This window comes from Pricia mediterranea (assembly GCF_032248455.1).
GTDB lineage: Bacteria > Bacteroidota > Bacteroidia > Flavobacteriales > Flavobacteriaceae > Pricia > Pricia mediterranea.
In genome coordinates this window covers 1,815,361-1,827,829 of the sequence record NZ_JAVTTP010000001.1, presented here as the reverse complement: position 1 = coordinate 1,827,829, position 12,469 = coordinate 1,815,361, and the positions used below count along the sequence as shown (strand labels likewise).

Below are 12,469 nucleotides of genomic sequence, written 5' to 3'. Positions count from 1 at the left end.
ACATGAAAACGACAGATTTTATTGCAATCGATCTGAGCACCGTTCGTCAAAGTTTAGTTCTTGAAATCGACGCTAAAGAACCAAGTACTCTTTTCGACGCAGAAGAGAGCGCGGTAGAAAACAATGAGGCGAGGTACCAGTTGATCGAAGGTCATTTTTACGACTACACCTTTAGCAATGAGAATTATATTTTCGGAGAGGTCGAAGGTCAAATCGTACATCCCCATACGCGAAGAAACCATATAGGCGTTCTCTCTCCCAATATATATGTCGGCACATTATCCCTTCCAGTAATCCTGAAAGAAACGGGGAAGATCGTTGATAATGTGGAGTTGGAAGTACAGTCCATAAAATCGGGATATCGAGATGACTATAGGGACATGCTTGAGCTAATCACCGAAAAATGTACAGATTTGTTGCTACAGGCCAACTCTCCAGTATCGCATCATTTTGAAATCGATTACGCCAAAGATAACCAGACCCGCTACCAAAAATTTGCCTTCGTAAAATCGATTATCGGGTCAAGCGAGTTTGCGGAAGCCGTGCATCGAATTGTGACGGCCCCGGTAACCAAGTGGGCCGAAATGACGGAGCGCAAAGACGTTCGCAGCGTCAGAAGATTGTCAAATTCAAATGTTAAAGAATTAATTGCGGGAAGCAACAGATTAAGTTTGCCCAAGTCTCACTTTCTGAAGAGCTATGGTTTGGATTCACTTCCAGAACGTATTGCCTCAATTCGAAAAACAGATTCCGTTGACACTGTCGAAAACCGCTTTATAAAACATGCACTTGAAACCTTCCTGAAGTTCTGTACGGATATCAATCGGGCTGCCGTTAAAGATAGCAAGTTGGATAGAGAATCCCGTTTACTGATCGGGGAACTTGAATCACAATTACATCATAGTATTTTTAGCGAAATTTCCAATCCCGATACGTTAAGGCTTAATAGTCCAGTTTTACAGAGAAAAGAAGGTTATCGCGAGGTTCTGCGTGTTTGGTTGATGTTTGATCTCGCGGCAAAACTGATTTGGACGGGCGGTGAAGATATTTATAGCGGGGGTAAAAAGGACGTGGCAACACTTTATGAATATTGGCTCTTCTTTACGTTGCTCGATTTACTTCAGTCTGTTTTTGACATTGATCCCGTCGATATTTCCGAATTGATCAAAGAAACGCCCGATGGCCTGAACCTTCAAATAAAACAAGGTAAGGATACCGCGCTTTGGGGTGTTTATGATTCGGGCTCAAGAAAATTAAATGTCCGTTTCAATTACAACCGTTCCTTTTCGGGAAAAAAATACTATCCCGATCCAGGTAGCTGGACTACAACATTACGTCCTGATTATACGCTATCTTTTTGGCCATTGGGCATTAGTGAACCTGAAGCGGAAAAACAAGAATTGATTGTGCACATCCATTTCGACGCTAAATATAAGATTGCAAATCTTAAGGATTTTGTCGAGAAAAATTTGGAGAATCGGCCTGTCGAAGAGAAGGATGAAAATCGGAAAGGGATTTATAAAAACGCGGATCTGTTGAAAATGCATGCTTATAAAGATGCTATAAGACGAACTGGCGGTGCGTACGTGTTGTATCCTGGTAATCGGCCCCTTACAAGAAAAGGATTTCATGAAATTATTCCAGGCTTGGGAGCTTTTCCTGTGCGGCCTTCGAAAATGAACAACGGCACCAGTGAACTGAAAGCATTTATTTTTGAAATTATAGAGCACTTCATCAACCGGACCTCACAGCGTGAAAAGCTGGCGTTTAGGACCTTTGATATCTATAAAGATCCACCTGAAGATGGAAATGAATTAAACGAACCCTTACCTGAAACCTATGGGCTAAATAGAAGCCTGATTCCTGATGAAACCCATGTTTTAGTTGGTTTTTATAAATCTGAGGATCACTATAAATGGATAGAAAAGAATAATATATATAATTTTAGGATGGGGACAGGATTGGGCTCGCTTCCGTTGGATACAGAAACGGTAAGCGCTAAATACCTTCTTCTTCACAAAAGAAAGGAAAAGAATTCCGGTAGTTTTTGGAAAATACTAAGTAGGGGCCCAAAAGTTTATTCTAAAAATGATCTATTAAAAAAGGGGTATCCGTCTCCTGAACAAGATAATTATTTAGTGATAAATATTGTACGCGTCTCCGAGCCCGAATTCGAAGGTGTTAGCTGGGATTTTAAGAAATTGAAAAATTATCGAACCGGTAATCTTTCCGCAGTTCCTTTTACGGCCAGCCTTTCAGAATTAATGCGATGCAAAATTACTTAAGCTGTAAACACCAGAGTAGCTATTTCCACGAAAAAATCCTTGTTATGCTGTTGATTTTAAAAACGATAATTTACCTCAATTGTGAGAATTGACAACCAATTCATGAGTCAACCTCAACAACCTTCCTATCAAAAGGCTCCAAAACCTCCAACGCCCTTTCAACACCGGTAACCCCCTCAAAAACCAACATCAACCGCAACCCCTTCCGGGTTTCTTTCTCCTTTATCTTGCAATGCTGCGGGTGTGACTGCACGAACTGTAGCACTTTGGTGAAAGTGTCGGTCTGGTAAAAGGGCGATTGTTGGTCGGCAATGAAGTAGCCGATCATCTTGCCTTTTTTCATCAGGATCTTTTCGAGTCCGATGCTATTGGCGATCCACTTGATGCGGACGGAGTTCAACAGATCTTCGGCCTGAGGGGGGAGTTCGCCGAAACGGTCGACGAGCTGGGTCTCGAATTGTTCCAGGCCTTCTTCGTTTTTGACCTGGTTAAGCTCGGTGTAGAGCATGAGACGCTCGGTGATATTATTGATATAATCGTCGGGAAAGAGGAGCTCGAAGTCGGAATCAATCTGGGTTTCCTTGACAAATACTTTTTCTTTGTGGCCCTCGACCTCATCATAAAGCTCCTTGAATTCGTTTTCCTTGAGCTCATCGATGGCCTCGGAGAGGATTTTTTGGTAGGTCTCGAAGCCGATTTCGTTGATAAAGCCGCTCTGTTCGCCTCCCAGCAGGTCGCCGGCACCGCGGATTTCCAGATCTTTCATGGCGATGTTGAAGCCGCTGCCGAGTTCGGTAAACTGTTCGAGGGCCTCTATACGCTTGCGGGCGTCGGGGGTCATGGCCTCATAGGGGGGCGTGATAAAATAGCAAAAAGCCTTTTTATTGCTACGGCCCACCCGGCCCCGCATCTGGTGCAGGTCGCTGAGGCCGAAGTTATTGGCGTTGTTGATAAAGATGGTGTTGGCGTTGGTGACATCGAGTCCGCTTTCGACAATGGTGGTCGAAACCAGCACGTCAAATTCCCCGTTCATAAAACTGAGCATCAAGTTTTCCAGTTTTTTGCCCTCCATCTGGCCGTGGCCGATTCCGACCTTGGCGTCGGGAACGAGACGTTGGATCATGCCGGCGACTTCCGTAATGTTCTCGATGCGGTTATGGATAAAGAATACCTGTCCCCCGCGCTGGATCTCGTAACTGATGGCATCGCGGACCGTTTCTTCGGAAAAGCCGATGACCCGGCTCTCGATAGGATATCGATTTGGCGGCGGGGTGTTGATGACGGACAGATCCCGTGCCGCCATCAGGCTGAACTGTAGGGTACGGGGAATGGGCGTGGCGGTCAACGTCAGTACATCCACGTTTTCCTTGATGGATTTAAGCTTGTCTTTCACCGAGACGCCGAATTTCTGTTCTTCGTCCACGATCAATAGGCCGAGGTCCTTGAATTTGACTTTTTTATTGACCAATTGGTGGGTGCCGATGATGATATCGACCTTGCCGGACGCCAGATTTTCCAAGGTAATGCGCCGCTCTTTGGCGGTTCGGAACCGGTTGAGGTAATCGACGGTCACCGGCATGTCCGAAAGGCGTTCGGAGAAGGTCCGGTGGTGTTGGAAGGCCAGGATTGTGGTCGGTACTAGCACGGCGACCTGTTTACCGTTGTCGATGGCCTTAAAGGCGGCACGGATGGCGACCTCTGTCTTTCCGAAGCCTACGTCACCACAGATTAGCCGGTCCATCGGGCGTTCACTTTCCATATCCCGCTTGACATCCTCTGTGGCCTTGCCCTGGTCGGGAGTGTCCTCATAGATAAAAGAGGCCTCGAGCTCGTTTTGCAAGTAGGTATCGGGGCCGTATTGGAAGCCTTTGTCCAACCGCCGTTTCGCATAGACCTTGATTAGGTCAAAAGCGATTTTCTTGACCCGCGTCTTGGTCTTTTGTTTTAGCTTTTTCCAAGCGGCGGAGCCGAGCTTGAAGATTTTGGGTACGGCACCGTCCTTCCCGTTGTACTTTGATATTTTGTGCAGGGAGTGGATGCTGACGTAGAGAATGTCGCGTTCGCCGTACATGAGTTTGATGGCCTCTTGTTTTCTACCCTCCACGTCGATTTTTTGGAGTCCCCCGAACTTGCCGATACCGTGGTCGATATGGGTAACGTAATCGCCGATTTCGAGTTTATTCAGTTCCTTGAGGGAAATAGCCTGCTTTTTTGCGTAGCCATTTTTCAGGTGAAATCGATGGTAGCGTTCGAAGATCTGGTGATCGGTATAGCAGACGATTTTAAGCTCGTCGTCGATAAAACCTTGATAGAGCGGCAAGACCACGGTTTGATAATGCACTTGCTGGTGGGCGTCATCGAAAATTGCCCGAAAACGTTTGGCTTGGGTCTCGCTGGCACAAAAGATGTAGTTGGTGTAGCCTTGGGCTTTGTGATCGTTGAGGTTTTCGATCAGCAGGTCGAACTTTTTGTTGAAGGAGGGCTGGGGCTTGGTGTTAAATATTATCTCGACTGCGCCTGTGGCGAGGGGAACCGAGGTGCTCGATACGGGCGTCCCGACCGTATTTGCCACGGCAGGGGATGGTTGGAAGTTTTCTTTTTCCGCTCCGGGTGTAGGTGCGGCCGCTGTGGTCATGACCTGAAAGGCATCCAACTGCTTCCGAAAGTTTTCGGAATCCGTAAAAAGCTCCTCAGGTTCGGCGTGTTTGATATTTTTGGATAATTTTCCAAAAGCAGTGACGGCCTTTTCGTAGAAATCATCCAAACGGTCATTGATATACTCCAGATTTTTAGTAAAGATCACAGTTTCGGCAGATATGTACCGTAAGAAATCTTCCCGCTTTTCCTGTATGAGCTTGTCCGCCACATTGGGGATAATGGTAATTTTTTTGACCTTGTCCGTAGACAGTTGTGTCTCCACGTCAAAGGTGCGAATGCTTTCCACCTCATCCCCGAAAAACTCGATACGGTAGGGCTCGTCGTTCGAAAAGGAAAAAACATCGACGATTCCTCCACGGACGGAAAACTCCCCGGGCTCGGTCACAAAATCTACCCGTTTAAACTTGTATTCAAAAAGCACTTCGTTGAGAAAATCCAAGGAGAGGGAATCATCCAACTTGATCTTCAGGGTGTTCTTATCCAATTCCTTTCGGGTGGTGACCTTTTCAAAAAGTGCATCGGGGTAGGTAACGACCACCGCTGGTTTCTTGCGGGAATTTATTCGGTTCAATACCTCGGCACGCAATAGCACATTGGCATTGTTGGTTTCCTCGATCTGGTATGGCCGACGATAGCTCCCCGGATAGAACAGCACATCTTTTTCACCGATCAGCTGCTCGAGGTCGTTCAAATAGTAAGCGGCTTCTTCCTTGTCATTGAAGATTAACAGGAATGGCCTGTCCGATTGTTGAAAAGCATTCGAAAGTACGAAAGAGAGCGAAGAACCTACCAGGCCTTTTAGAATATGTTGCCCGTCGGGAGTATCCCTATCCGGCCGGCCAACCTTCACTACTCCATCTTTAGAGCCGTTATTTTTGGCAATAGCCTGCCGCAGTTTCCGGGACTTGGGAGACTGTGCGTACAATTGGGCAATCGAAGTATGGGTCAAGCGTATTTTTTTGAAAGTGCAAAGATAATAAGTCCTTTTCAATGCATAGCATCCATTTTTATTGAATTTGCATTAAAGGATATTCCGAAAAAAGACCCATCTTGTCATCGGGTTACTAAACGATCAGCAACCAATTGATTAAAAAGATTTGAAATATGGAAGAGGATAAAAAGATAGGTGAAAAATTTGACGTGTTTGTCATCGGAAGCGGCATCGCGGGACAGACGGCCGCAAAGGTGTGTGTCGAGGCAGGAATGAAGGTGGCCGTTGCCGACCGGAGAGAATTTGGCGGCACCTGTGCAAATCGGGGCTGTGATCCGAAAAAGGTGTTGCTGGGTCCCACCGAAGTCTGGGACACTGCCAAACAATTGCAGGGAAAGGGACTTAAGAAACCGCCCAAGATCAATTGGGAAAAACTGCAAAAATTCAAAAGAAAATTCACTAGCGCGGTTCCCATTGAAACCGAGAAAAATCTTGAAAAACTGGGGATGACGCTCTACCACCAATCGCCGAAGTTCTTAGATGATAACACCCTATCGGTGGAAGGTAAGCGGGTACATGCCAAAAAAATTATCTTAGCTACAGGATACGAGCCTCACCAATTGCCGTTTGACGGTGCCGATCATTTAATGGAAAGCGACGATTTTCTGAAAATGAAAAAAATGCCCAAAAGTATTCTTTTTGTCGGGGCGGGCTATGTTGGAATGGAATTCGCCCACATGGCCGCCCGAGCGGGCTCGAAAGTTACGGTGATCGACACTGCCGACCGTCCTTTAGGTCCCTTTGACGAAGATCTGGTGCAAGAGCTCACGGAGTATTCAAAGAGGTTGGGTATCGAGTTTATTTTCAAGGCGGATGTCAAGTCCATCAAAAATGGCAAAAAGAACTTTAAGGTCCACTATGAAAAAGACGGACAGACAAAGAAAGTCAAGGCCAGCAAGGTGTTAAATACCGCGGGAAGGGTTCCCGCGATTTCAGGGCTCGACCTGGAGAAGGGCGGAGTAGATTATGACAAAACGGGTATCGTGGTCAACACATACCTCCAGAGCAAGAGCAATCCGAACGTTTATGCCTGTGGTGACGTGAGCGACCAAGACCTGCCGTTGACCCCGTTGTCGGGCAGGCAAGGCAATGTGGTTGGCGAGAATATTGTCAATGGCAACAAAAAGAAACTGGATACCCCCGTCATTCCTTCGGTGGTATTTACCTTACCGAACATGGCCAGCGTAGGGTATTCGGAAGAGGAAGCCAAGGCGCGGTACAAAAACGTTCTTGTGCAAGAGGGTTCGGTGCCGGATTGGTTCAACGCCAAACGGGTGAATGCTCCCGTTTATGCCTATAAAATTCTGTTGAACGAACGCACAGAGGAAATCGTAGGTGCCCATATCGTCGCTCCCGAAGCGGCGGAGACCATCAACCTGTTCACAATGGCGATCAATAACAGGCTGACCGCGGCTGATATCAAAAAGATGGTATTCACCTATCCGAGTTGGGGGAATGACATTAAATCGATGCTCTAGCGAATGAACACCGACCTTTAGATCTTCTTTGGAATTACCTAAGTACATTCAAAATCCGACCTGTCCGAATGGATATAACCACCGTTGCGGTATTTTTCTCGGCACTTTCTTTCTTTTTTTTCGGCATCGCTTGTTTTGTTGATGGCGGTATGAAATCCGAATATATCCGCTATGGTCTTTCGAGACAGCGCCCCCTTGTAGGAATACTGCAGCTTATGGGCGGGGTCGGACTGATCGCTGGCCATTGGTTTCTTCCTACCCTGGGGTTGGTTTCCGCCATTGGTCTTAGCTTGCTGATGGTATTGGGATTCGGGGTCCGCTTAAAGATCCGTGATGGTTTTTGGCAGTCTTTTCCCTCCATGGCCTATGCCATTTTGAATTTGTACCTGGCGTTGCGATTTTACAACGAAATAATATGCTAGTTGGCAAAAATCAAGTAGATACAGATGGCTAGAAACAGCAGCGCGGGAATAGATTTTTTGATAGGGTCCTTTATCTTGACATGCATCATGACCGACCCCATCAAGAGTACGCCAAGTACGGTTGCGGATGGTTTCAATAGTATGGGAAACCAAATCGCCAGAATCAGGCCGATTGCCGCAAGTACTTTTAGGGCGCCTACTAGGTAGCAACTCCAGGAAGGGAGACCGTAAACCGCAAATTCCTCCATGATATTCGACGCGTTACCGCCGCGCCATTGGGTCGGTTTGTTGTACTGTATCAACCAAACGTTTAAAATGCTGATTGCTACAATCAGCTGTAGCACAATATTGACATAATCCATATTCTTTTTCTTTTTTTGAGAAATCTACGAAAATTTACGGTAATTATTGAAAATAAGAAGCGATTGATTTGGATGGTCTGCATGTATCCTAACCGAATTCACTGAAAACGTTGTAATAATTTAAAAGCCGGATTCGTCTTTCGGTTTTGATAGCCATGGATGGCGACGATGACGAATAAAACAATACTACAGGCCAAAGCCACGTAAGCAATGACATCAATGGCATTCCGGTGTCTCACAAAAATGGCTATTAAGGCCCAGATGCCCACGGCCGCGAACTCCCGCATATTGCGTTTCCAGACCATAACCGCATTGAGTAGGGTAGCGACGATGACCATAATGATAGTCCATTCTTGATCGCCCAGCCCGAAACCGTCCCAGCCGATTTTGGTCAGATAGGCGGATATATTGGCGATGGTGGCCACGGCAATCCACCCGCTGTAGAGGCAGATGGGCCACCAGACGAAGGCGAGGATCTCGATGGGGGCGTCCCAACGTTCCATATTGGTGTTCAAAATAATCTTGATCAAGGAAAAGAGGATGCCGAGCATGATCAACACCGATACTCCGGTATAGTCATACAAGAATGCAAAGACCCAGGCCGCGTTTAGAACATTGGCAGCCGCAAACCAATAGCCGGTCTGTTCGATAAACGGACTTTCCTTTTTACTGGAAAAGGCGCGTCTGACCTGAAAAATGCCGTACGCCAAAAGTCCCAAAAAAATGAGTCCCCATATCGCGAAGGCATAGCCCGCCGGGGTGAAGAGGTTATCGTACTTCTGACTGATTTCGCCGATGGTGGTATCGTTTAGACGCAAGGCTTGGGAGACGTAGTTGACGGCGATGACCAACACGACGGATAACAGATTGATGGCGGACAGGGTTTTGTTCATGGGTTTGGATTAAGTTGATCTTCAATATTGGAATTTAAATATTTGAAAGATTGGAATTTAAATATTTGAAAGCGGATACGTAAACATCATCCACAATAAAACGGACTATCTCGAAACCCGTTTCCTCCGTTTTGATTCCTTCGTCGCTACTTTGAAAACAGCATCGTCCGCAATGGCATAAATCTCATCGTTATCTGTGGGATGCATGACATAGGTACCCGTAAATGCCCCGAATGCAGGCAATATTATCTGTTTTTCAGATTTAAAGAAGCAGGACAAACGAAGGGTTTGTCGTCCCGGACCTTGTAAGCGTACCGCGGGATGGATATGCCCCGAGAGGTTGAAAAACCCTTCCCGCTCCTCGGGATAGTGGGTCAACAAAAAACCGTCTAGCTGTATCTCGGAAGCTACACGGATACCCAGTCCCTCATACTTCAGGGGCGATAGAATATCGTGGTTTCCGGCCACGAGCACTATATCGGAAATCACGGTGGAGGTCCAATTTTCGAAAAGTTCCCATTCCTTGTTCAAGGACGAATGGAACAGGTCACCCAAAAAGACCAGGATTTCCGGTTGGAAGAAATCAATGGCCCCGTCCATCAGGTCAAAATTTCGTTGGATAGCATTTTGTGGTACTGCCGCCCCGTGTTTCCGAAAATGCGAGACCTTGCCCAAATGTACGTCGCTGATCAAGACGATGGATTTCTCTTCCCAAAATACTGCGCCGGAGGAGTGTAGGACGAAAGTTTGCTCTTCTATATCTAAGGATTGGATTTGCATCCTAGCAAAGATAAGGACTTTGAAGGTGGGGTCGGTCAAACATTCTGATGCTTGGTCGTCGGGGTATCTTATTTCCGCATCAAAATCGCCGCCATTCGCTGGATTCGGTCCTGCAGTTTTTCGCTGGACAGTTTTTCCCGGAGCCGGTCGGTAATGATCGGAAAGGAAAAAGGGGTAGGTTTTTTACAAGCTTTCCAGACGATTTCCTGCGAGGCGATGCGCTCGAGTGCCAGTTGTAGCCGACCTTCCTCAAGCTGGTGCTCGAAAGTCTCGCGGAAAGCCTGTTGGTAAAGCAGGTTGTCAGGCTCGTAATCCCTAAAGACATCGAACAGCAATTGTGAATTGCTCTGCAGGTGTTTCATCTTGATGCCTTTTTTTGGGTACCCGGTAAAGACCATCCCGCTGATGACGGCAATGTCCCGGAACTTCCTGCGGGCCATTTCGGTTGCGTTGAGGCTTTTTTGCAGGTCCTCGTGCATAAAATCGGTTGTGAAAAGGTCGTTGTCGAGTACCTGTTGCATATCGAGCTCCCTGTCGGATAGTAGCTCGAAACCGTAGTCGTTAAAAGCCAGGGAGAATGTGATCGGCGAGAGCAGGCTGATACGGTAGCTCAACAGGCTGCCCATCGCTTCGTGTACGAACCTTCCCTCGAACGGATAGACCATATGGTGGTACCCGTCCCGGGTCTTAAAGGTTTCGATCAGCAGTTCGCCGGGAGAGGGTACGATGCTTTCAAGCCGCTGTCTTTTAAAAAGATGCGATAGCGAACGTATCTCGGGGGACTGTTTTCGCTTGTCCAGCCTGGCGGTGTACAGCTCGTCACGCAACAAATGGGACATCTGGGCGGAAAGCGAAAGACGGCCACCCATCCAACTGGGTACTTTGCTGGTCTTTTTGGAGGATTTTTTGACATGTACCTGCATTTCCTTGATTCGGATGAACTCCAGATTACGGCCGGCGAAGGTGAACACGTCGCCACGGTTTAATTTGGACACAAAGAATTCTTCGATACTGCCGATATAGCCCCCCTTTTGGTACTTGACGGCCAAATTGGCATCACCTACGATCGTACCGATCTGAAAACGGTGCCGCATGGCGGTTCCCCGGTTGTTGACCTTGAATTTCCCATCATCCTCGACCTCTACTTTTTTGTATTCGTCGTAGGTCTGCAGGCTTTGGCTCCCCATCACCAAAAAATTGAGCAGCCATTGCCATTGGTCTTCCGAAATGGCCTGATAGCAAAAAGTCTGTTTAATTTCAGGGAAGATTTCTTCGGGATAAAACCCATCGGAAACCGCCAGGGTGGTCAGGTATTGTAGCAGTACATCAAAGCTGTTTAGGTAGGGAATACGGTCCTCGACCGCGTTCAGTTTGACCGCTTGTTGCAGGGCCGATGCCTCGATCAGTTCGATGGCATGGGTCGGCAAAAAATAGATAATGCTCTCCTTGCCCGGCCGGTGTCCGCTGCGCCCGGCCCTTTGCAGAAACCGGGCCACCCCCTTGGGACCTCCGATCTGTACCACGGTCTCTACGGGGGCGAAATCGACGCCGAGGTCCAGGCTAGAGGTACAGACCACCGCTTTCAGACTTTCGTTTCGGATAGCCTGCTCGACCCAAGTGCGGGTCTCTTTGTTAATACTGCCGTGGTGCATGGCGATCTCCCCGGCGTACTCCGGGTGTTTGACCAGTATTTTTTGAAACCAGATTTCGCATTGGCTGCGGGTGTTGGTAAAGAGTAGGGTAGTCTTACTGTTATTGATGATCGGAACGACGTATTCCAGCAAATGCAATCCAAGGTGGCCGCGCCAAGGGAAGGTTTCCATCTTTTCGGGAATGATACTCCTGACCGTGATTTTCTTGCTGAGGTTCGCCTTGATCATTACGGAGTTTTCAAGGGCCGCGGTAGCGGGACCCAGCAACACTTCCCGGGCCTGTTCCAGATTCCCGATGGTCGCCGAAATTCCCCAGATACGCAGGTCTTTGCAAACGGATTTTAAGCGGGACAGGGCCAGCTCCATTTGTACCCCGCGTTTGGTGCCCAACAGTTCGTGCCACTCATCGACTACGATGGCGGAGCAGTCCTTGAAAACTTTGTCGTAGCCCTTTGATGCTAAGAGCAGCTGCAGGCTTTCGGGCGTAGTGATCAATAGGTCGGGCATCTGTTTTTTCATCCGGGCCCGCTCTTTGGAGGAGGTGTCCCCCGTGCGGATGCCCACGGTCATCTGGGTTCCCAGGTCTTCGGTGACCCGCTCGGCCGATTGCCGAATTTCCTGTGAAAGTGCGCGTAGGGGGGTAATCCAGATGGCTTTGAGTCCCTTTTTGTGTTCTGTTCGGTAATCGGGATTGCTTTTGATGTAGTTCAAAACGATAGGAAACCAAAGCGCATAGGTCTTACCGCTCCCTGTCGGGGCGTTCAACAGACCGTGCTTTCCCTGTAGGAAGGCCTTCCAGGTCTGTTTCTGGAACGGGAAGGGTTTCCAGTCCTGTTGCTCAAACCAATTCCGTGCTATATCGTAAAGTTGTTCTCTTGTCATAATTGCGAGCAAAGCCTGTTTCAGCAGGCGTAGCGAAGCAATCTGCTGAACCTGCTTCTGCTGTTT

General features: G+C 47.7%; 8 protein-coding genes. 3 read left to right on the top strand and 5 right to left on the bottom strand.

All coding sequences use genetic code 11. From position 1 onward, the window contains the following. The first annotated feature begins 2 nt into the window (after positions 1-2). Positions 3-2,285, top strand: coding sequence for a DUF2357 domain-containing protein (locus RQM65_RS07580; RefSeq protein WP_314013876.1), 2,283 nt, complete (start codon positions 3-5; stop codon positions 2,283-2,285). Positions 2,286-2,385: 100 nt separating this feature from the next. Here the strand turns inward: RQM65_RS07580 and mfd are convergent, their stop codons facing one another. Further along, a complete protein-coding gene (gene mfd / locus RQM65_RS07575) occupies positions 2,386-5,793 on the bottom strand; it encodes a transcription-repair coupling factor (RefSeq protein ID WP_432279862.1) in 3,408 nt (1,135 codons plus the stop codon). Between the two features lie 254 nt (positions 5,794-6,047). Between mfd and RQM65_RS07570 the strand changes: the two genes are divergently transcribed. Together RQM65_RS07570 and RQM65_RS07565 are read left to right on the top strand one after the other, a co-directional pair. Beyond that, positions 6,048-7,412 (top strand): dihydrolipoyl dehydrogenase family protein, encoded by a 1,365-nt coding sequence (locus RQM65_RS07570; RefSeq protein ID WP_314013872.1) that lies wholly within the window; start codon positions 6,048-6,050, stop codon positions 7,410-7,412. Between the two features lie 68 nt (positions 7,413-7,480). Next, positions 7,481-7,834 carry a DoxX family protein gene (locus RQM65_RS07565; RefSeq protein WP_314013870.1) on the top strand — a complete coding sequence of 118 codons (354 nt, stop codon included), beginning with the start codon at positions 7,481-7,483 and terminating at the stop codon, positions 7,832-7,834. Here the strand turns inward: RQM65_RS07565 and RQM65_RS07560 are convergent. From RQM65_RS07560 to RQM65_RS07545, 4 genes are all read right to left on the bottom strand, one after another. Next, complete coding sequence (locus tag RQM65_RS07560; RefSeq protein ID WP_314013869.1) at positions 7,831-8,196, bottom strand: DoxX family protein; 366 nt, start codon at positions 8,194-8,196, stop codon at positions 7,831-7,833. The genes RQM65_RS07565 and RQM65_RS07560 overlap by 4 nt on opposite strands. A 98-nt stretch (positions 8,197-8,294) precedes the next feature. After that, positions 8,295-9,089 carry a TspO-related membrane protein gene (locus RQM65_RS07555; protein WP_314013868.1) on the bottom strand — a complete coding sequence of 265 codons (795 nt, stop codon included), beginning with the start codon at positions 9,087-9,089 and terminating at the stop codon, positions 8,295-8,297. A gap of 105 nt (positions 9,090-9,194) precedes the next feature. Beyond that, on the bottom strand, positions 9,195-9,869 hold the full coding sequence (pdeM, locus tag RQM65_RS07550; RefSeq protein ID WP_314013867.1) for a ligase-associated DNA damage response endonuclease PdeM: 675 nt from the start codon (positions 9,867-9,869) through the stop codon (positions 9,195-9,197). Between the two features lie 68 nt (positions 9,870-9,937). Beyond that, positions 9,938-12,403 carry a ligase-associated DNA damage response DEXH box helicase gene (locus RQM65_RS07545; protein WP_314013866.1) on the bottom strand — a complete coding sequence of 822 codons (2,466 nt, stop codon included), beginning with the start codon at positions 12,401-12,403 and terminating at the stop codon, positions 9,938-9,940. Between the last annotated feature and the right edge of the window lie 66 nt (positions 12,404-12,469).